This is a genomic window from Enterobacter sp. BNK-16 (genome assembly GCF_048684955.1).
GTDB lineage: Bacteria > Pseudomonadota > Gammaproteobacteria > Enterobacterales > Enterobacteriaceae > Enterobacter > Enterobacter bugandensis.
In genome coordinates this window covers 881659-902053 of the sequence record NZ_JBLQTQ010000001.1, presented here as the reverse complement: position 1 = coordinate 902053, position 20395 = coordinate 881659, and the positions used below count along the sequence as shown (strand labels likewise).

Genomic DNA, 20395 nt, shown 5'->3' with positions numbered 1-20395 from the left:
CCGCCTCAACCCACCATATAAGTGGCGGTTGCGCTGGCGATATAAACCTGCTCCTCGTTATGCAGCTCAACGCGGGCAACGGCAACTTTATTCCCGGCACGCAGCAGGCTGCTGGTACAGGTAAAGCGGTTTCCGCGCCCCGGGCGAAGATAGTCGACGCGTAAATCAATGGTGCCCATGCGCGCCAGACGCTGGCGGAGTTCATCTTCGTTGATGGTGTCATGGCGCGTCAGCGTACTGCCCACGCAGACCAGGCCTGCCGCCACGTCCAGCGCGGAGGCAATCACCCCGCCGTGCAGAATACTTTGCGCCCAGTTACCCACCATCATCGGCTGGTTGTTGAAACTCAGCTGGGCAAACTCTTTCTCGTAACGCTCCAGCTCAAGACCCAGTGCACGGTTAAACGGCATATGGTAAACAAAAATCTCGCCCACGAGTTTTAACACTTCTTCGGCGGTAAGCATGGCTGACATGAGACATTACATCCTTATTGTTAATGAAATGTTGATTTTATGCTTCAGCAATAAGGAATTCCACTTTCAGAAACGAGGATGCAGCAGTTATCGCAGAAGTCTGTAGAATGTTCGCCTCATAACTATTCAGGTAATTTTACTCTTTGCAGGAGAACACCACCGATGCGGACGTATCTGGCCTGGTTACTGGCGGCGGTTGCGCTGCCCCTCACAGCATATGCGCAGGAAGCGACGATTAAAGAAGTCCATGATAAACCTGCCGTTAAGGGCAGCATTATCGCCAATATGCTGCAGGAGCATGACAATCCGTTCACGCTCTACCCGTATGACACGAACTACGTGATTTATACCCAAACCAGCGATCTCAACAAAGAGGCAATAAGCTCCTATAACTGGTCTGATAATGCGCGTAAGGATGAGGTGAAGTTCCAGCTTAGCCTCGCGTTCCCGTTCTGGCGCGGTATTCTGGGGCCAAACTCGGTGCTCGGTGCCTCTTATACGCAGAAATCCTGGTGGCAGCTCTCCAACAGCGGCGAATCTTCACCGTTCCGTGAAACCAACTATGAGCCGCAGCTTTTCCTCGGCTTCGCAACGGATTATGAATTTGCTGGCTGGACGCTGCGCGACGTCGAAGTGGGCTTTAACCATGATTCTAACGGACGTTCCGATCCAACCTCCCGTAGCTGGAACCGCGCCTATACGCGCCTGATGGCGCAGAACGGTAACTGGATGGTGGAAGTGAAGCCGTGGTATGTGCTCGGCAGCACCGATGACAACCCGGATATCACCAAATATATGGGCTACTACCAGCTCAAGGTCGGCTACCAGTTAGGTGATGCCGTGCTGAGCGCGAAAGGCCAGTACAACTGGAACACCGGCTACGGCGGTGCGGAGCTCGGTCTGAGCTACCCGGTGACGAAGCACGTGCGTCTCTATACCCAGGTGTATAGCGGCTACGGCGAGTCGCTGATCGATTACAACTTCAATCAGACTCGCGTTGGCGTGGGCGTAATGCTGAACGATATTCTCTAAGCTGCTCGAATGTTTTTGCGTTAAACGTTGAAGTTTCTCTCTCAGGCGCTGAAAATAGCGCCTGTTTTATTTTTCGCAAATGGGGTTAACGTGGCGCAGGCGGAAGTATTGAATCAGGAGTCGCTGGCTAAACAGGTTTTGCATGAAACCTTTGGCTACCAGCAGTTCCGCCCCGGCCAGGAAACCATCATTGAAACCGTGCTGGAAGGCCGCGATTGCCTGGTGGTGATGCCGACCGGCGGCGGTAAATCCCTCTGTTATCAGGTGCCCGCGCTGGTGCTTAACGGCCTGACGGTCGTGGTATCGCCTCTCATTTCCCTGATGAAAGACCAGGTCGACCAGCTGCTCGCCAACGGCGTGGCGGCGGCCTGCCTGAACTCGACCCAAACCCGCGAGCAGCAGCAAGAGGTGATGGCCGGATGCCGCACCGGGCAGATCCGCCTGCTGTATATCGCGCCAGAGCGCCTGATGCTCGATAACTTCCTCGACCATCTCGCGCACTGGAACCCGGTCCTGCTGGCGGTGGATGAAGCGCACTGTATCTCCCAGTGGGGACACGATTTCCGTCCGGAATACGCTGCCCTCGGCCAGCTGCGTCAGCGCTTCCCTGAACTGCCGTTTATGGCGCTTACCGCCACGGCGGACGACACCACGCGTCTGGACATTGTTCGCCTGCTGGGGCTGAACGACCCGTATATTCAGGTCAGCAGCTTCGACCGCCCGAACATCCGCTACATGCTGATGGAAAAATTCAAGCCGTTGGACCAGCTCTTACGCTACGTTCAGGAGCAGCGCGGCAAGTCCGGCATCATCTACTGCAACAGCCGCGCGAAGGTGGAAGACACCGCCGCGCGTCTGCAAAACCGTGGCTTTAGCGCCGCCGCATATCACGCCGGGCTGGAGAACCACATCCGCGCCGACGTGCAGGAGAAATTCCAGCGCGACGACCTGCAAATCGTCGTCGCGACGGTGGCGTTCGGGATGGGCATCAACAAGCCCAACGTTCGCTTTGTGGTGCACTTCGACATTCCACGCAATATCGAATCTTACTATCAGGAGACCGGCCGCGCCGGGCGTGACGGCCTGCCTGCGGAAGCGATGCTGTTTTACGATCCGGCCGATATGGCGTGGCTGCGCCGCTGTCTGGAAGAGAAGCCGCAGGGACAACTCCAGGACATCGAGCGCCACAAGCTCAACGCGATGGGTGCCTTCGCTGAAGCGCAAACCTGCCGCCGTCTGGTGCTGCTCAACTACTTTGGTGAAGGGCGACAGGAACCGTGCGGCAACTGCGATATCTGCCTGGATCCGCCAAAGCAGTACGATGGCCTGATGGACGCGCGCAAAGCGCTCTCGACCATTTACCGCGTGAATCAACGCTTCGGGATGGGCTACGTAGTGGAAGTACTGCGCGGTGCCAATAACCAGCGTATCCGCGACATGGGGCACGACAAGCTGCCGGTTTACGGCATCGGTAAAGACCAGAGCCACGAGCACTGGGTCAGCATTATTCGTCAGCTGATCCACCTCGGCTTTGCCACGCAGAACATTGCTCAACACTCCGCGCTACAGCTGACCGAAGCAGCGCGTCCGGTGCTGCGCGGTGACGTTGAGCTCAAGCTCGCCGTGCCGCGCGTGGTCGCCCTCAAGCCGCGCGTGATGCAGAAATCCTACGGCGGTAACTATGACCGCAAGCTGTTTGCCAAGCTTCGCAAGCTGCGTAAAGCTATCGCTGACGAAGAGAACATCCCGCCATACGTGGTGTTCAACGACGCGACGCTGATTGAGATGGCCGAGCAGATGCCGCTCAGCGCCAGCGAAATGCTCAGCGTTAACGGCGTGGGGACGCGCAAGCTGGAGCGCTTCGGTAAAGAGTTTATGGCGCTTATCCGCTCTCACGCCGATGGTGATGATGAGGAGTAGTCAGACGGGCGAAAAAGTGCCAGGATGATGACTCACTGAATTATTTCCCCGCGAGCTAATTATGTTAATGCTATTTCTCACCGTGGCGTTAGTGCACATCGTTGCGCTGATGAGCCCTGGCCCAGACTTTTTCTTCGTGTCGCAAACCGCCGTCAGCCGCTCCCGCAAAGAGGCGATGATGGGCGTGCTCGGTATTACCATGGGCGTTATGGTCTGGGCGGCGGTCGCGCTGCTCGGTCTGAACCTGATCCTGGCGAAGATGGCGTGGCTGCATAACATCATTATGGTTGGCGGCGGGCTGTACCTGTGCTGGATGGGCTACCAGATGTTGCGCGGGGCGCTGAAGAAAGAAGAGAAAAAACCGGAAGAGCCAAAGGTAGAGCTGGCAACGGGCGGCCGCAGCTTTTTAAAAGGGCTCCTGACTAACCTGGCAAACCCGAAAGCAATTATCTATTTCGGATCCGTGTTCTCGCTGTTTGTGGGTGACAGCGTCGGCGCAGGCGCGCGCTGGGGGATCTTCCTGCTGATCGTTGTTGAGACGTTCGCCTGGTTCACTATTGTTGCCAGCCTGTTCGCCTTACCGGCGATGCGCCGCGGCTATCAGCGCATCGCGAAGTGGATCGACGGCTTTGCCGGCGCGCTGTTCGCCGGCTTCGGCATTCATCTCATCATTTCTCGCTAAGCATGACGCGCTGACGCAAGCAGCGCGCCAACCAGCATAAACAGCGAACCAAAGACTTTATTCAGGGCCTTCATATGCTTAGGCCCTTTGATCCACGCCGCTATCCGCTGCGCCAGCGTCGCGTAACCAATCATCACGATGATATCGACGATGATGGTTGTCGCGCCCAGCACCACATACTGCATCACCTGGGGCTGATGTGGCACGATAAACTGTGGGAACAGGGCGGCGAGGAACACGATGCTTTTCGGGTTCGTCAGGTTCACGAACACCGCGCGCTTAAACAGATGGCCGCGCGTTTGCGTCCTGGAGAGCGTATTCAGGTCAATCGAGCCTGCCGCGCGCCACTGCTGGATACCGAGCCAAATCAGATACGCCGCACCGGCCCACTTCAGCACTTCAAACGCCAGCACCGAACGAGAGAACAGCGTCCCCAGACCAATCCCCACCAGCACAATATGAATGCCGAGCCCGGTCTGTAAACCGGCAATGGACGCCGCCGCACCGCGATAGCCGTGGTTGATGGAAGTGGTCATAGTGTTAATGGCACCAGAGCCGGGCGAAAGGCTAAGGATGATTGATGTCAGCAGGTAGGCGAACCACCACTCGAAGGTCATTTGAAGCTCCCGAACCGTCTATTTTTATGCCACAATACGCTATTGTTGAGTCATTTTGTGACCAGTGACGAAAAAAAACGATATTCCCTGGATTACGTGAGTGGAAACCCAATGTTTCAGCAGAAAAAGGACTGGGAAACACGAGAAAACGCGTTTGCTGCTTTCTCAATGGGGCCGCTGACAGATTTCTGGCGGCAGCGTGAGGAAGACGAGTTTACGGGCGTCGGTGGCATCCCGGTGCGCTTCGTTCGCTTCCGCAATGAAAAAAATGACCGGGTGATCGTGGTCTGCCCCGGGCGTATCGAAAGCTACGTTAAATATGCCGAACTGGCCTACGACCTGGTCAACATGGGGTTTGACGTGCTGATCATCGACCACCGTGGACAGGGGCTGTCAGGGCGCATGCTGCCGGATACGCACCGCGGGCATGTGGATCACTTCAGCGATTATGTCGACGATTTTGCCGCGTTCTGGCAGCAGGAAGTTCAGCCCGGCCCCTGGCGCAAGCGGTACATCCTTGCGCACTCCATGGGCGGCGCCATTTCGACGCTGTTTTTGCAGCGGTATGAGCACCAGTGCGACGCCATTGCGCTCACCGCGCCGATGTACGGTATTGTCATTCGTTTTCCCGACTGGATGGTGCGTCATCTTCTCGACTGGGCTGAGGGCCATCAGCGCATTCGTGAAGGCTATGCCATCGGAACCGGACGCTGGCGCGCATTGCCGTTCGCCATCAACGTCTTAACCCACAGTCGGCAGCGCTATCGCCGCAACCTGCGCTTTTATGCCGATGAACCGCGCTTGCGCGTCGGCGGCCCGACCTGGCACTGGGTGCGTGAGGGTATTCTGGCCGGTGAGCAGGTGCTGGCAGGCGTAGGCGATGATGACACGCCGACGCTTCTGATTCAGGCGGAAGAAGAGCGTGTGGTGGATAACCGCATGCATGACCGCTATTGTGAATTGCGCGCTGCCGCCGGTCACCCTTGTGAAGGGGGTAAACCGCTGGTCATCAACGGCGCGTACCATGAGATCCTTTTTGAAAAGGACGCTATGCGCTCAGTCGCGCTTAACGCCATCGTCGAGTTTTTCGACCGGCATAACTGATTTTCTATTGAGGTTAAATTTTCCTATGTACCAGGTTGTTGCATCTGATTTAGATGGCACGCTGCTTTCCCCCGACCACACCCTGTCGCCTTATGCGAAAGAGACCTTAAAGCTTCTGACCGCCCGTGGCGTGAACTTTGTGTTCGCTACCGGCCGCCACCACGTGGACGTGGGGCAGATCCGCGATAATCTGGAGATCAAGTCGTACATGATCACCTCCAACGGTGCGCGCGTGCATGATACCGACGGCAACCTGATCTTCACCCATAACCTGGATCGCGATATTGCCGCCGATCTCTTCGGCGTGGTGCATAACAATCCGGCTATCGTCACCAACGTATACCGTGACGACGAATGGTTCATGAACCGCCACCGCCCGGATGAAATGCGTTTCTTCAAGGAAGCGGTATTCAACTACTCCCTGTATGAGCCGGGCCTGCTGGATCCAGAGGGGATCAGCAAGGTGTTCTTTACCTGCGACAGCCACGAAGAGCTGCTGCCGCTTGAGCAGGCGATCAACGCCCGCTGGGGCGATCGCGTCAACGTGAGCTTCTCCACCCTGACCTGTCTGGAAGTGATGGCGGGCGGCGTTTCTAAAGGTCACGCGCTCGAAGCGGTTGCGAAACGTCTGGGCTTCGCGCTTAAAGACTGTATCGCCTTTGGCGACGGCATGAACGATGCCGAGATGCTCTCTATGGCGGGCAAAGGCTGCATCATGGAAAACGCGCACCAACGTCTGAAGGATCTGCATCCGGAGCTGGAAGTCATCGGCACCAACGCAGACAACGCGGTACCGAAATACCTGCGCAAACTGTTCCTTGAATAATCTTCATTCGGTTGTTTATTGTTCAGTTGTCAACTAAAGAGTTCGCTACAATGCCTGTCCTTCTTTCTGAGAGACAAGCATTGTGGCGCTACTCATTATCACCACTATCCTGTGGGCCTTCTCCTTTAGCCTGATTGGCGAATACCTTGCCGGTTCGGTCGACAGTTACTTCTCGGTGCTGATGCGCGTGGGGCTGGCGGCGTTGGTGTTTCTGCCGTTCCTGCGCACGCGCGGGCAATCGCTGAAAACCATTCTGCTGTACATGCTGGTGGGCGCGATGCAGCTTGGCATCATGTATTTGTTCAGCTTCCGGGCTTACGTCTACCTGTCCGTCTCCGAATTCCTGCTCTTTACCGTGCTGACGCCGCTCTATATCACCCTGATCTACGACCTGCTCAGCAGGCGCCGTCTGCGCTGGGGATATCTGCTGAGCGCCGCGCTGGCGGTTATTGGCGCGGCGATCATTCGCTACGACAAAGTGAGCGATCACTTCTGGACAGGGCTGATGTTCGTCCAGCTTGCCAACATCAGCTTTGCCATTGGTATGGTGGGCTACAAACGCCTGATGGAAACCCGCCCGATGCCGCAGCACAACGCGTTTGCGTGGTTCTATATGGGCGCGGCGATCGTCGCGGTGGCGGCGTGGTTTATGCTCGGCAACCCGCAAAAGCTGCCGACCACCACCGTGCAGTGGAGCGTTCTGGTCTGGCTGGGCGTGGTGGCATCGGGCCTGGGGTACTTTATGTGGAACTACGGCGCTACGCAGGTAGACGCCGGTACGCTGGGGATCATGAACAACGTGCACGTCCCGGCGGGGCTGCTGGTGAACCTTGCCATCTGGCAGGAACAGCCGCACTGGCCGAGCTTCCTTATTGGGGGGGCGGTGATCCTGGCTTCACTGTGGGTCCATCGCCGCTGGGTCGCTCCGCGCTCCGCACAAACGGAAGATGGTCGCACGCGTGGTTCCGCGCTGAGCGAATAAACGCCTCCGTAACCGGCTGACGCTGCTCGCCATCGCGCACGGCGGCGTACAGCCGGCTCCACAGTCCTTCCCCCAGGGTTTTGGTGACCACCAGACCCTGGCGTTCAAAGCTCTCCACCACCCAGTGCGGCAGCGCCGCGATACCCATGCTGGCCGCCACCATCTGGATCAGCAGCAGGGTGTTATCCACGCTTTTCAGCTGCGGGCTGATGCCTGCCGGCTGCAGGAAATGACGCCAGATATCCAGGCGGCTGCGCTGAACCGGGTAAATCAGCAGCGTTTCTGTCGCCAGATCTTCCGGCGTAATGCGCGTTTTGGCCGCCAGCGGATGGTCCGGCGCCAGCACCAGACGCACCTCAAAATCGAACATCGGCGAATAGTGCAGGCCGCTGCGCGGCAGGATGTCGGACGTCATCACCAGATCCAGCTCGCCCTGCTGGAGCGAGGGCTGCGGGTCGAACGTCACGCCGGATTTAAAGTCCATTTCCACTTGCGGCCACTTCTGGCGGAAGTTCTCAAGCGCGGGGGTCAGCCACTGAATACAGCTGTGGCACTCAATGGCGATCCGCAGTTTGGTCTGCTGCGGCTCGTTACACGCCTGCAGCGCGCTGGCGATCTGCGGCAGTACCTGATTCGCCAGTTGAAGAAGAATTTCACCCTGCGGCGTAAAGCGCAAAGGCTGGCTCTTACGCACAAAAAGACGAAATCCGAGGCGTTGTTCCAGATCGCTGAACTGGTGAGAAAGGGCGGACTGGGTCTGGTGCAGCGTGGCCGCCGCCGCCGCGAGCGAACCGCAGTTCCGCAACGCTTGTAGCGTTTTCAGGTGTTTAATCTCGATCATGAAAGTCCTTCACTCCGCCATGAACATTTTGCGCTTGAGGAATATACAGTACCTGCCAATTATAGATGTGTAAACATCTGGACGTCTAAATAACAAATTTCACAAGGGGCATACCATGACAATCCGCACTCACACTCTCGGTTTTCCTCGCGTTGGCCTGCGTCGCGAGCTGAAAAAAGCGCAAGAAAGCTACTGGGCGGGCAACGCCTCCCTTGAAGAACTGCTGGCGGTGGGGCGGGAGCTGCGCGCCCGTCACTGGGATCAGCAAAAACTGGCGGGTATTGACCTGCTGCCGGTGGGCGATTTCGCCTGGTACGACCATGTTCTGACGACCAGCCTGCTGCTGGGCAACGTGCCGGCTCGTCATCAGAACAAAGATGGATCGGTGGATATCGACACCCTGTTCCGCATCGGCCGTGGCCGCGCGCCAACGGGTGAGCCAGCGGCAGCGGCGGAAATGACCAAGTGGTTTAACACCAACTATCACTATATGGTGCCGGAGTTCGTCAAAGGTCAGCAGTTTACGCTGGCCTGGACGCAGCTTCTGGACGAAGTGGATGAAGCGCTGGCGCTGGGCCACCAGGTGAAGCCCGTATTGCTGGGGCCGGTAACCTACCTGTGGCTGGGTAAAGTGAAGGGCGAACAATTTGACCGCCTCAGCCTGCTGAACGATATTCTGCCGGTCTATAAGCAGGTGCTGATTGAGCTGGGCAAGCGCGGCATTCAGTGGGTGCAAATCGACGAACCCGCGCTGGTGCTGGAGCTGCCGCAGGAGTGGCTCGATGCCTTCAAACCGGCGTATGACGCGCTCGCCGGACAGGTGAAGCTGCTGCTGACCACCTATTTCGAGGGCGTGACGCCGAACCTCGGCACTATCACCGCGCTGCCGGTTCAGGGCTTGCACGTTGACCTGGTTCACGGTAAGGACGATGTCGCAGAGCTGCACAAGCGCCTGCCTGAGGAGTGGTTGCTCTCCGCCGGTCTGGTCAACGGCCGTAACGTCTGGCGCGCCGATCTGACCGAGAAATACGCCCAAATTAAAGACATCGTCGGCAAACGTGAGCTATGGGTGGCTTCATCTTGCTCGCTGCTGCACAGTCCGATCGATCTGAGCGTGGAGACCCGTCTCGACCCTGAAGTGAAAAGCTGGTTTGCCTTCGCCCTGCAAAAATGTGAAGAGCTGGCACTGCTGCGCGACGCGCTCAACAGCGGCGACACGGCGGCGATTACCGACTGGAGCGCACCGATTCAGGCGCGTCGTCACTCGGCTCGCGTGCACAACCCGGCGGTAGAAAAACGTCTGGCGGCCATCACCGCCCGGGACAGCCAGCGTCAGAGCCCGTACGAGGTACGTGCCGAAGCCCAGCGCGCCCGCTTCAATCTTCCCGCGTGGCCGACCACGACCATCGGTTCATTCCCGCAAACTACCGAGATCCGCGGCCTGCGTCTGGACTTCAAAAAGGGCAATCTGGACGCGAATCATTACCGCACCGGCATTGCGGAACACATCAAGCAGGCGATTATCGAGCAGGAACGCCTCGGGCTGGACGTGCTGGTGCACGGCGAAGCCGAGCGTAACGACATGGTGGAATACTTCGGTGAACACCTGGACGGCTTCGTCTTTACCCAGAACGGCTGGGTGCAGAGCTACGGCTCCCGCTGCGTAAAGCCGCCGGTGGTCATTGGCGACGTCAGCCGCCCGGAACCGATCACGGTGGAGTGGGCGAAGTACGCCCAGTCCCTGACCGACAAGCCGGTAAAAGGTATGCTGACCGGCCCGGTGACCATTCTCTGCTGGTCGTTCCCGCGCGAAGACGTGACCCGTGAAACCATCGCCAAACAGATCGCCCTGGCGCTGCGTGATGAAGTGGCGGATCTGGAGGCGGCGGGGATTGGCATCATCCAGATTGACGAACCGGCGCTGCGCGAAGGTTTGCCGCTGCGCCGCAGCGACTGGGATGCTTACCTGCAGTGGGGCGTGGAAGCATTCCGCATCAACGCCGCAGTGGCGAAGGACGACACCCAGATCCACACCCATATGTGTTACTGCGAATTTAACGACATCATGGATTCGATTGCCGCGCTGGATGCAGACGTGATCACCATCGAGACCTCGCGTTCAGACATGGAGCTGCTGGAGTCGTTTGAAGAGTTCGACTACCCGAACGAAATTGGGCCGGGCGTGTACGACATTCACTCTCCGAACGTGCCGAGCGTGGAGTGGATTGAGGCGCTGCTTAAAAAAGCCGCTCAGCGCATCCCGGCGGAACGCCTGTGGGTAAACCCGGACTGCGGCCTGAAAACCCGCGGCTGGCCGGAGACGCGTGCGGCGCTCGCCAACATGGTGAAGGCGGCGCAGAACTTACGTCAGGCTTGATGACGCGCAGGCCCGGTAAGGCGCAGTCGCCACCGGGCTTTTTTTATGCTTTCTTCCCACCGTACTGGCTAAACCATGCCAGCATTCTCTGCCAGCCATCTTTCGCGGATTCCGCGTGATAGCTCGGACGATAATCGGCATTAAACGCGTGTCCGGCATCGGGATACACCACGATTTCGGCCTTCGCGTTCGCCGCCCGCAGCGCGTGGCGCATCGTCTCGACGGTATCAAGCGGAATGCCGGTATCCTGGCCACCATATAGCCCTAACACCGGGGCATTGAGATCGGTAGCGATATCAACCGGATGCTTCGGTGAGTTCAGCGTCTTTTCGCCCACCAGTTTGCCGTACCAGGCAACGGCGGCTTTCAGCTGCGGGTTATGCGCGGCATACAGCCAGCTAATGCGTCCACCCCAGCAGAAACCGGTGACCATTAAGCGGTGCGGGTCGCCGCCGTTGCGCGCCGCCCAGCTGGCGACGTGGTCGAGGTCTGCCAGCACCTGCGCGTCCGGCACTTTGCTGACCAGGTTGCTGAACAGCGTCGGGATATCACTGTAGTCATTCGGATCGCCCTGACGGAAGTAGAGCTCTGGCGCAACGGCCAGATAACCCTCCAGCGCCAGGCGGCGGCAGAGGTCGCGAATATGTTCGTGAACGCCGAAAATCTCCTGAACCACAATCACGATGGGCAGCGGGCCGTCTGCTGACTTTGGCCGCGCGTGATATGCAGGCATATTTTCCCCCTGAGAGGGGATGGAGGTCTCGCCTGCCGTAATGGCCTCTTCTGAGGTTGAGACGATAGTTGAAGCATGCGGAGCCGCAGCAGGTGCAAATCCGGTTTTTTCAGTCATGGCATTCTCCGTACCAATGAGTTAGCGCAAAGGTAAATATAGACACCAGGTTAACAACTCACAGTGCCTTAAACGGTCTATCTTTTGTGCAGCACCCGACGATATAACTTGTTAATGTGATGTGAATCACTTTTTGATGGAAATTCAATGCAATCATTTTCATTCATGGTGAGGTGCGTCACGAAATTATGCTTACCGCTTCTGTAAAGTACCGTTTTACTTCTTCTGACTAACCGACCCACAGAGGAGTCACCTATGTCTAAGTCTGATGTTTTTCATCTCGGCCTCACTAAAAACGATTTACAAGGGGCTACGCTCGCTATCGTCCCTGGCGACCCAGAGCGTGTGGAAAAGATCGCCGCGCTGATGGATAAGCCGGTCAAGCTGGCTGCCCATCGTGAATTCACCACCTGGCGCGCAGAGCTGGATGGCAAAGCGGTGATTGTGTGCTCTACCGGTATCGGTGGCCCGTCTACCTCTATTGCCGTGGAAGAGCTGGCGCAGCTGGGCATTCGTACTTTCCTGCGTATCGGCACCACCGGCGCGATTCAGCCGCACATTAACGTGGGCGACGTGCTGGTGACGACCGCATCCGTGCGTCTGGACGGCGCAAGCCTGCACTTTGCACCGATGGAATTCCCGGCAGTGGCTGACTTCGAGTGCACCACCGCGCTGGTTGAAGCGGCGAAATCCGTGGGCGCAACCACTCACGTGGGCGTAACTGCCTCTTCTGATACCTTCTATCCGGGCCAGGAGCGTTACGACACCTTCTCAGGCCGCGTAGTGAGCCGCTTCAAAGGCTCAATGGAAGAGTGGCAGTCTATGGGCGTGATGAACTACGAGATGGAATCCGCAACGCTGCTGACCATGTGCGCAAGCCAGGGTCTGCGTGCCGGTATGGTGGCGGGCGTTATCGTCAACCGCACCCAGCAGGAGATCCCAAACGCCGAAACCATGAAGCAGACCGAAAGTCACGCGGTGAAAATCGTGGTTGAAGCGGCTCGCCGCCTGATCTAGTCCTCCTCTCTGAGATAAAAGGCCGACGCGTTCGGCCTTTATTTTTTGCGTAGCGCCTCGCAGGAAAACCCTTTCAAACTGGACGTTTATACAGCACAATCTTATTTTGTGCGGGTAATACGTTGATGCAGGGGGCATTGTGGATATCTCAATCCTGATTTATGCGGTAATTGCGCTGGCTGGCGTGGCAATAGGCTGGCTGATATCCAGCTATCAGCATGCACAGCAGAAGGCCGAGCAACTGGCTGAACGCGAAGAGATCGTCGCCGATTTAAGCGCCGCAAAACAGCAGCTTGCCCTAAGCGACCACTGGCGCGACGAGTGTGAACTGCTCAATAACGAACTGCGTAATCTGCGCGACATCAACACCTCGCTGGAGGCCGATCTCCGCGAAGTGACTACCCGCCTTGAATCCACCCAGCTGCATGCCGAAGACAAAATCCGCCAGATGATCAACAGCGAGCAGCGCCTCAGCGAGCAGTTCGAGAACCTCGCCAACCGCATTTTCGAGCACAGCAACCGCCGCGTTGATGAGCAAAATCGCCAGAGCCTGAACAGCCTGCTGACGCCGCTGCGCGAACAGCTGGACGGCTTTCGCCGTCAGGTACAGGACAGCTTTGGTCAGGAAGCCCGCGAACGCCACACGCTGGCGCATGAGATCCGCAATCTTCAACAGCTGAATGCCCAGATGGCGCAGGAGGCGGTCAACCTGACGCGGGCGCTGAAAGGCGATAACAAAACCCAGGGTAACTGGGGGGAAGTGGTGCTCACCCGCGTGCTGGAGGCCTCTGGCCTGCGGGAAGGGTATGAATACGAAACGCAGGTGAGTATCGAAAACGATGCCCGCTCGCGAATGCAGCCGGATGTGATTGTGCGTCTGCCGCAGGGCAAAGATGTGGTCATTGACGCCAAAATGACGCTGGTGGCCTATGAGCGCTACTTCAACGCTGAAGATGACTATACGCGCGAATCGGCGCTGCAGGAGCACATTGCCTCCGTGCGTAACCATATTCGCCTGCTGGGCAGAAAAGATTATCAGCAGCTGCCGGGGCTGCGCTCGCTGGACTACGTGCTGATGTTTATCCCGGTCGAACCCGCGTTTTTGCTGGCGCTCGACAGACAGCCCGAACTGATCACCGAAGCGCTGAAAAATAACATTATGCTGGTCAGCCCCACCACGCTGCTGGTGGCCTTACGCACCATTGCTAACCTGTGGCGCTATGAGCACCAGAGCCGTAACGCGCAGCAGATTGCCGACCGCGCCAGCAAGCTGTACGACAAAATGCGCCTCTTCGTGGACGACATGTCCTCCGTCGGGCAAAGCCTGGATCGTGCGCAGGATAACTACCGCCAGGCGATGAAAAAGCTCTCCTCCGGGCGTGGCAACCTGCTTGCGCAGGCTGAAGCATTCCGCAACCTGGGAGTGGAGGTTAAACGCGAGATTAATCCGGAATTGGTCGAACAGGCGACAGCCCAGGACGAAGAGTTCCGACTGCGTGAGGGCGGGGATGAACAAAATACCCCCAACCAGGACAACGATTTAGCGGCGGATTTATCGCCAGACGAGCAGCCAGCGCGTTTCTTTCGCGATGGTTGAATCGTAGGGCAATTGCGCCCAATCTGTTACACTTCACGAACATTTGACTGATTAGCAGGCTCTGAGATGGTTGACGATTCACAAGACACGACGCACTTTGGCTTTCAGACTGTAGCCAAAGCGCAGAAAGCTGACATGGTGGCCCACGTATTTCATTCCGTGGCGGCGAAGTACGATGTGATGAATGACTTGATGTCGTTCGGCATTCATCGCTTGTGGAAGCGCTTCACCATCGACTGCAGCGGTGTGCGTCGTGGACAAACGGTTCTCGATCTGGCTGGCGGTACGGGCGATCTGACGGCGAAATTCTCCCGTCTGGTGGGCGAAACCGGTCGCGTTGTATTGGCTGATATTAATGACTCCATGCTTAAAATGGGACGCGAAAAGCTGCGTAACATCGGCGTGGTGGGTAACGTGGAATACGTGCAGGCCAACGCCGAAGCGCTGCCGTTCCCGGACAATACTTTTGACTGCATCACGATTTCCTTCGGTCTGCGTAACGTCACCGATAAAGAAAAAGCACTGCGTTCCATGTACCGCGTGCTGAAGCCGGGTGGACGCCTGCTGGTGCTCGAGTTCTCTAAACCGATTATCGACCCGCTGAGCAAAGCCTACGACGCCTATTCCTTCCACGTGCTGCCGCGTATTGGCGAACTGGTGGCAAACGACGCGGAAAGCTATCGCTATCTTGCGGAATCAATTCGCATGCATCCGGATCAGGACACCTTAAAAGCCATGATGCAGGATGCGGAATTTGAGAACGTTGAGTACTTCAACATGACGGCGGGTGTCGTCGCGCTGCATCGCGGTTACAAATTCTGAGTGGAGGTGTCCCGTGCCCTTTAAACCCTTAGTCACCGCAGGCATCGAGAATGTGCTGAATGCCTTCCTGTATCGCGCTCCGGCGCTGAAAGCCGCACGTCAGCGGCTAAACGGGAAGGTACTGCGCATTGTGTTAAAAGAGTTCTCGACGCCGCTCGTGCTGGTTTTCAGCGAACGTCAGCTTGACGTTCTGGGTGAGTGGGAAGGTGAAGCTGATTGCTCGGTCATTACCCATATGAGCGTGCTGCCAAAACTGCGCGATCGCCAGCAATTAACGGCGCTTATCCGCAGCGGTGAGCTGGAAGTGGAAGGCGACATCCAGGTCGTGCAGAACTTCGTTGCGCTCAGCGATCTGGCTGAGTTTGACCCGGCAGAGCTGCTGGCGCCTTTTATTGGCGACATCGCCGCTGAAGGGATCGGGAAAGTTATTCATGGCGGCACGGCGTTCCTGCGCAAAAATCTGCAACGCCAACAGCGTTATGCCGCGGAAGTGCTGACCGAAGAGTGGCGCATGGCGCCCGGGCCGCTGGAAGTTGCGTGGTTCGCAGAAGAGACGGCCGCGGTTGAACGTGCGGTTGATGCCCTAAGCAAACGGCTGGAAAAACTGGAGGGCAAATGACGCCTGGTGAAATTCGGCGCCTCTATTTTATCATTCACACCTTTTTGAGTTACGGGCTCGACGAGCTCATCCCCAAAATGCGTATCACGCTGCCGCTCAGGATCTGGCGGCGGACGCTGTTCTGGATGCCAAATCGACATAAAGGTCAGCCGCTGGGTGAACGCCTGCGTCTGGCACTGCAGGAGCTCGGCCCGGTATGGATTAAGTTCGGACAGATGCTCTCAACCCGCCGCGATCTCTTCCCGCCGCACATTGCCGATGAACTGGCGATGCTGCAGGACCGTGTCGCCCCGTTTGACGGGGTGAGAGCGAAGAAACAGATCGAGGAGGCGATGGGTAACCTTCCCGTTGAAACCTGGTTTGACGATTTCGAAATAGAACCGCTGGCGTCGGCTTCTATCGCTCAGGTGCACACTGCGCGTCTGAAAGAGAACGGCAAAGAGGTGGTGATCAAGGTGATCCGCCCGGATATCCTGCCGATTATCAAAGCCGATATGAAGCTAATTTATCGTCTGGCGCGCTGGGTTCCGCGTCTGCTGCCGGACGGCCGTCGATTGCGCCCGATGGAAGTGGTGCGGGAATATGAAAAAACGCTGATTGATGAGCTTAATCTGTTGCGAGAATCGGCAAACGCCATTCAGCTGCGCCGCAATTTTGAAAACAGCCCGATGCTCTACGTGCCTGAAGTCTATTCAGACTATTGCAGCCAGAACATGATGGTCATGGAGCGCATCTACGGTATTCCGGTTTCGGATGTGGTGGCCCTGGAGAAGCAGGGAACGAACATGAAGCTGCTGGCCGAACGTGGCGTGCAGGTCTTCTTTACCCAAGTATTCCGCGACAGTTTTTTCCATGCGGACATGCATCCGGGCAATATCTTCGTGAGCTATGAGCATCCTGAGGATCCGAAATACATCGGTATCGACTGCGGAATTGTGGGCTCGCTGAATAAAGAAGATAAACGTTATCTGGCTGAGAACTTCATCGCCTTCTTCAACCGCGACTACCGTAAGGTGGCCGAGCTGCATGTGGATTCCGGCTGGGTTCCGCCAGACACCAACGTTGAAGAGTTCGAGTTTGCTATCCGTACCGTTTGCGAACCGATTTTTGAAAAACCGCTGGCAGAGATCTCTTTTGGACACGTGCTGTTAAACCTGTTCAATACGGCCCGCCGCTTTAATATGGAAGTTCAGCCACAGTTAGTTTTACTTCAGAAAACATTACTTTACGTTGAAGGTGTAGGTCGACAACTCTATCCTCAGTTAGACTTGTGGAAGACGGCTAAACCTTTCCTGGAATCCTGGATTAAGGATCAGGTTGGCCTTCCAGCGCTGGTGCGTTCGCTGAAAGAGAAAGGACCGTTCTGGATCGAAAAAATGCCTGAAATTCCTGAACTGGTTTACGACAGTTTGCGTCAGAGCAAGAATCTTCAGCACAGCATGGATAAAATCGCCCGCGAGCTTCAGTCCAGCCGTGTGCGCCAGGGACAGTCACGCTACCTCTTTGGCATTGGCGCAACGCTGCTGCTGAGCGGTACGTTGCTGCTGATCAACCGTCCTGACTGGCAGATGATGCCCGCCTGGCTGATGGCTGGCGGGGTTGTTGTCTGGCTTGCAGGATGGAGAAAAACGCGCTGAGTTTGCATCGCCATCGACAGGTCGCATACGTATAATGCGACCTGACCAATTAATCATCTATCCCTGAGGAATATGTATGGGTGGTATCAGTATCTGGCAATTAGTCATTATTGCCGTCATCGTTGTGCTGCTGTTTGGCACCAAAAAGCTCGGTTCTATTGGTTCCGATCTGGGCGCGTCTATCAAAGGCTTCAAGAAAGCAATGAGCGATGATGAGAGCAAGCAGGATAAAACCAGCCAGGACGCTGACTTTACTGCTAAATCCATCTCCGATAAGCAAGAAGATGCCAAAAAGGAAGACGCTAAACGCCACGATAAAGAGCAGGTGTAAGTCGTGTTCGACATTGGTTTTAGTGAGCTGCTGCTGGTCTTTGTGATTGGTCTGATCGTGCTGGGGCCGCAACGTCTGCCGGTAGCGGTGAAAACCGTCGTGGGCTGGGTTCGAGCGCTAAGATCGCTGGCTTCGACCGTTCAGAACGAGCTGGCGCAGGAACTTAAGCTGCAGGAGTTTCAGGAAAGCCTGAAAAAGGTTGAGAAGGCGAGCATGGATAACCTGACGCCGGAACTGAAAGCCTCAATGGATGAGCTGCGCGAAGCGGCGGAATCCATGAAGCGTTCTTACAGCGTTAACGATCCTGAAAAAGCGAGCGATGAAGCGAACACTATTCATAACCCGGTGGTGAAGGACAGCGAAGCGCAGCGTGAGGGCGTGACGCCAGCGAGTGCGGAGCACCAGGCCGCAGCGCCTGAACAAACGCCGCAGGAAACTGAACTGAAAAAACAGGCGCAGCCGGAAGAGCCGGTGGTAAAAGCGGCTGAAGCGAAACCCGCCGCGCCCGTTTCCGAATCATCCCCCTCGTCGAGTGATAAAGCGTAACTATGGCAGTAGATGATACTCAACCGCTTATTGCGCACCTGATTGAGCTGCGTAAGCGCCTGTTAAACTGCATTATTGCGGTATTCCTCATATTCCTGTGCCTGGTCTATTTCGCCAACGATATTTATCAGGTGGTTTCTGCGCCGCTGATCAAGCAGATGCCGCTGGGGGCAACGATGATTGCAACAGACGTTGCATCACCGTTTTTCACCCCGATTAAGCTCACCTTCTGGGTGTCGTTGATTGCGTCTGCACCCGTTATCCTTTATCAGGTATGGGCATTTGTGGCGCCAGCACTGTACAGGCACGAACGTAAACTGGTGATCCCGCTGCTGGTCTCCAGTTCGCTGCTGTTCTATATCGGCATGGCGTTTGCCTACTTCGTTGTCTTCCCCCTGGCCTTTGGCTTCCTGACGCATACCGCGCCGGAAGGGGTTCAGGTATCGACGGATATCGCCAGCTACCTCAGCTTTGTGATGGCGCTGTTTATGGCGTTCGGCGTGGCGTTTGAAGTGCCGGTGGCCATTGTGCTGCTCTGCTGGGTTGGGGTAACCACCCCTGATGACCTGCGTAAGAAGCGTCCCTATATTCTGGTGGGCGCCTTCGTAGTCGGCATGCTGCTGACGCCGCCGGACGTCTTCTCACAAACGTTGCTGGCAATACCGATGTACTGCCTGTTTGAGGTTGGCGTATTCTTCTCGCGTTTCTACGTGGGAAAAGGACGCCGGTCGGACGATGAAGACGATGCGTCCGAAAAGACCACTGAAGAGTAAAACCAGCCGCCCGTCAGGGCGGTTGTTCTATGGGGAATAGCATGTTTGATATCGGACTCAACCTGACCAGCTCGCAGTTTGCGAAAGATCGTGACGAGGTGGTTGCGCGTGCTTTTGAGGCTGGCGTAAAAGGGCTGCTCCTGACCGGGACCAACCTGCATGAGAGCGAGCAGGCGCTGCTGCTGGCGCAACGCTATCAACACTGCTGGTCAACCGCCGGCGTCCACCCTCATGACAGCAGCCAGTGGACGGCGGAGTGCGCAGAAACCCTGCGCACGCTGGCAAAAACGGCAGAGGTGGTGGCTATTGGCGAGTGCGGGCTCGATTTTAACCGCAACTTCTCCACGCCTGAAGAACAGGAAAAGGCGTTCACTGCCCAGCTTGCGCTGGCGGCAGAGCTTGAAATGCCCGTCTTTATGCACTGTCGCGATGCGCATGAACGTTTTCTCGCACTGCTGGACCCGTGGCTGGATAAACTGCCCGGCGCAGTGCTCCACTGCTTCACCGGGTCTCGCCAGGAAGCGCAGGATTGCCTGAACCGCGGTTTGTATCTGGGGATCACCGGTTGGGTGTGTGATGAGCGCCGCGGGCTTGAGCTTCGCGAGCTGCTGCCGATAATCCCGGCAGACCGTTTGCTTCTTGAAACCGATGCGCCATACCTGCTGCCGCGAGATATGAATCCCAAACCGGCATCGCGGCGAAACGAGCCCGCCTTGTTGGGGCACATAGTTGAGCGCGTAGCGCACTGGCGCGGAGAGGATCCGCACTGGCTTTCCGCGCAGACGGATGACAACGTGCGTCGCCTGTTCGGGATAAACGTTTAAACTTTGCGGAAGTCGGTGTTTTTCACGCTCTGCAGCACCTGCTTGTTCAGCAGATTGAGCAACAGCATGGAGCGCGCTTCACCGTCCGGCTCGGCGAAAATCGCCTGCAGGCCTTCGAATGCGCCTTCGGTAATGACGACGCTATCGCCCGCGTAAGGGGTTTCCGGGTCGGTGATCCCTTCAGGCTGTTGATAAACAGACAGCTGATGAATGACGGTCGACGGAACGGTTGCCGGGTGGGCACCAAAACGAACGAAGTGGCTGACGCCGCGCGTTGCGCTGATGGTAGTGGTGTGGATCACCTCAGGGTCGAACTCCACGAACAGATAGTTCGGGAATAAAGGCTCACTGACGGTTGTGCGCTTCCCGCGCTGCATTTTTTCAAGCGTGATCACGGGTGTCAGACAATTTACAGACTGACGTTCAAGATGTTCCTGCGCGCGCTGAAGTTGCCCGCGTTTGCAATACAGTAAATACCAGGCCTGCATAATCACTCTTTCCCTTAGTTCGGGGCGCAAGCATATC

Annotated in this window: 21 protein-coding genes; 16 read left to right on the top strand and 5 right to left on the bottom strand. The window is 56.8% G+C overall.

Features of this window, described 5'->3' with window-relative positions; translation table 11 throughout:
* Positions 1-5: 5 nt before the first annotated feature.
* The gene (gene yigI / locus ACMGGH_RS04350; protein ID WP_028014789.1) at positions 6-473 is read right to left on the bottom strand and encodes an acyl-CoA thioesterase YigI; all 468 of its coding nucleotides are present in this window, start codon (positions 471-473) and stop codon (positions 6-8) included.
* 162 nt (positions 474-635) lie between these two features.
* Between yigI and pldA the strand changes: the two genes are divergently transcribed.
* The 3 genes from pldA to rhtC all read left to right on the top strand — a co-directional run bounded on the left by pldA (position 636) and on the right by rhtC (position 4107).
* Positions 636-1505, top strand: a complete 870-nt coding sequence (gene pldA / locus ACMGGH_RS04345) for a phospholipase A (RefSeq protein ID WP_028014788.1) — start codon at positions 636-638, stop codon at positions 1503-1505.
* Between the two features lie 90 nt (positions 1506-1595).
* On the top strand, positions 1596-3425 hold the full coding sequence (gene recQ / locus ACMGGH_RS04340) for an ATP-dependent DNA helicase RecQ (protein WP_032644788.1): 1830 nt from the start codon (positions 1596-1598) through the stop codon (positions 3423-3425).
* Positions 3426-3486: 61 nt separating this feature from the next.
* Positions 3487-4107 (top strand): threonine export protein RhtC, encoded by a 621-nt coding sequence (gene rhtC, locus ACMGGH_RS04335; RefSeq protein ID WP_232949155.1) that lies wholly within the window; start codon positions 3487-3489, stop codon positions 4105-4107.
* Here the strand turns inward: rhtC and rhtB are convergent.
* On the bottom strand, positions 4104-4724 hold the full coding sequence (rhtB, locus tag ACMGGH_RS04330; RefSeq protein WP_232949156.1) for a homoserine/homoserine lactone efflux protein: 621 nt from the start codon (positions 4722-4724) through the stop codon (positions 4104-4106). The genes rhtC and rhtB overlap by 4 nt on opposite strands.
* 111 nt (positions 4725-4835) lie before the next feature.
* On the opposite strand from rhtB, the gene pldB reads away from it, so the two are divergent.
* The 3 genes from pldB to ACMGGH_RS04315 all read left to right on the top strand — a co-directional run bounded on the left by pldB (position 4836) and on the right by ACMGGH_RS04315 (position 7636).
* Entirely contained in the window at positions 4836-5828 is a 993-nt protein-coding gene (pldB, locus tag ACMGGH_RS04325; protein ID WP_041911835.1) for a lysophospholipase L2, read from the top strand.
* 25 nt (positions 5829-5853) lie between these two features.
* On the top strand, positions 5854-6654 hold the full coding sequence (gene yigL / locus ACMGGH_RS04320; RefSeq protein ID WP_028014784.1) for a sugar/pyridoxal phosphate phosphatase YigL: 801 nt from the start codon (positions 5854-5856) through the stop codon (positions 6652-6654).
* Between the two features lie 82 nt (positions 6655-6736).
* Complete coding sequence (locus ACMGGH_RS04315) at positions 6737-7636, top strand: carboxylate/amino acid/amine transporter (protein ID WP_032644934.1); 900 nt, start codon at positions 6737-6739, stop codon at positions 7634-7636.
* Here the strand turns inward: ACMGGH_RS04315 and metR are convergent.
* Entirely contained in the window at positions 7524-8477 is a 954-nt protein-coding gene (gene metR, locus ACMGGH_RS04310; RefSeq protein ID WP_028014783.1) for an HTH-type transcriptional regulator MetR, read from the bottom strand. The genes ACMGGH_RS04315 and metR overlap by 113 nt on opposite strands.
* A 115-nt stretch (positions 8478-8592) precedes the next feature.
* Between metR and metE the strand changes: the two genes are divergently transcribed.
* Complete coding sequence (metE, locus tag ACMGGH_RS04305) at positions 8593-10854, top strand: 5-methyltetrahydropteroyltriglutamate--homocysteine S-methyltransferase (protein ID WP_232949157.1); 2262 nt, start codon at positions 8593-8595, stop codon at positions 10852-10854.
* 43 nt (positions 10855-10897) lie between these two features.
* Here the strand turns inward: metE and ACMGGH_RS04300 are convergent, their stop codons facing one another.
* Positions 10898-11704 carry a dienelactone hydrolase family protein gene (locus tag ACMGGH_RS04300; protein WP_047366706.1) on the bottom strand — a complete coding sequence of 269 codons (807 nt, stop codon included), beginning with the start codon at positions 11702-11704 and terminating at the stop codon, positions 10898-10900.
* Positions 11705-11959: 255 nt separating this feature from the next.
* Between ACMGGH_RS04300 and udp the strand changes: the two genes are divergently transcribed.
* The 9 genes from udp to tatD all read left to right on the top strand — a co-directional run bounded on the left by udp (position 11960) and on the right by tatD (position 19870).
* A complete protein-coding gene (gene udp, locus ACMGGH_RS04295) occupies positions 11960-12721 on the top strand; it encodes a uridine phosphorylase (protein WP_003860792.1) in 762 nt (253 codons plus the stop codon).
* A gap of 139 nt (positions 12722-12860) precedes the next feature.
* The gene (gene rmuC / locus ACMGGH_RS04290) at positions 12861-14318 is read left to right on the top strand and encodes a DNA recombination protein RmuC (protein WP_232949158.1); all 1458 of its coding nucleotides are present in this window, start codon (positions 12861-12863) and stop codon (positions 14316-14318) included.
* A gap of 66 nt (positions 14319-14384) precedes the next feature.
* A complete protein-coding gene (ubiE, locus tag ACMGGH_RS04285) occupies positions 14385-15140 on the top strand; it encodes a bifunctional demethylmenaquinone methyltransferase/2-methoxy-6-polyprenyl-1,4-benzoquinol methylase UbiE (RefSeq protein ID WP_028014779.1) in 756 nt (251 codons plus the stop codon).
* 13 nt (positions 15141-15153) lie between these two features.
* Entirely contained in the window at positions 15154-15759 is a 606-nt protein-coding gene (gene ubiJ / locus ACMGGH_RS04280; RefSeq protein WP_028014778.1) for a ubiquinone biosynthesis protein UbiJ, read from the top strand.
* Positions 15756-17396 carry a ubiquinone biosynthesis regulatory protein kinase UbiB gene (gene ubiB / locus ACMGGH_RS04275; protein WP_028014777.1) on the top strand — a complete coding sequence of 547 codons (1641 nt, stop codon included), beginning with the start codon at positions 15756-15758 and terminating at the stop codon, positions 17394-17396. The genes ubiJ and ubiB overlap by 4 nt, the downstream gene beginning before the upstream one ends.
* Positions 17397-17472: 76 nt before the next feature.
* Positions 17473-17727 (top strand): Sec-independent protein translocase subunit TatA, encoded by a 255-nt coding sequence (tatA, locus tag ACMGGH_RS04270; protein ID WP_013099238.1) that lies wholly within the window; start codon positions 17473-17475, stop codon positions 17725-17727.
* A gap of 3 nt (positions 17728-17730) precedes the next feature.
* Complete coding sequence (tatB, locus tag ACMGGH_RS04265; protein WP_028014776.1) at positions 17731-18273, top strand: Sec-independent protein translocase protein TatB; 543 nt, start codon at positions 17731-17733, stop codon at positions 18271-18273.
* Positions 18274-18275: 2 nt separating this feature from the next.
* Positions 18276-19046, top strand: a complete 771-nt coding sequence (gene tatC, locus ACMGGH_RS04260; protein WP_126818783.1) for a Sec-independent protein translocase subunit TatC — start codon at positions 18276-18278, stop codon at positions 19044-19046.
* Between the two features lie 41 nt (positions 19047-19087).
* Positions 19088-19870: a 3'-5' ssDNA/RNA exonuclease TatD gene (gene tatD, locus ACMGGH_RS04255; RefSeq protein ID WP_232949159.1), complete on the top strand. Its 783-nt coding sequence runs from the start codon at positions 19088-19090 to the stop codon at positions 19868-19870.
* Here the strand turns inward: tatD and rfaH are convergent.
* Complete coding sequence (rfaH, locus tag ACMGGH_RS04250) at positions 19867-20358, bottom strand: transcription/translation regulatory transformer protein RfaH (RefSeq protein ID WP_020882871.1); 492 nt, start codon at positions 20356-20358, stop codon at positions 19867-19869. The genes tatD and rfaH overlap by 4 nt on opposite strands.
* Positions 20359-20395: the final 37 nt, after the last annotated feature.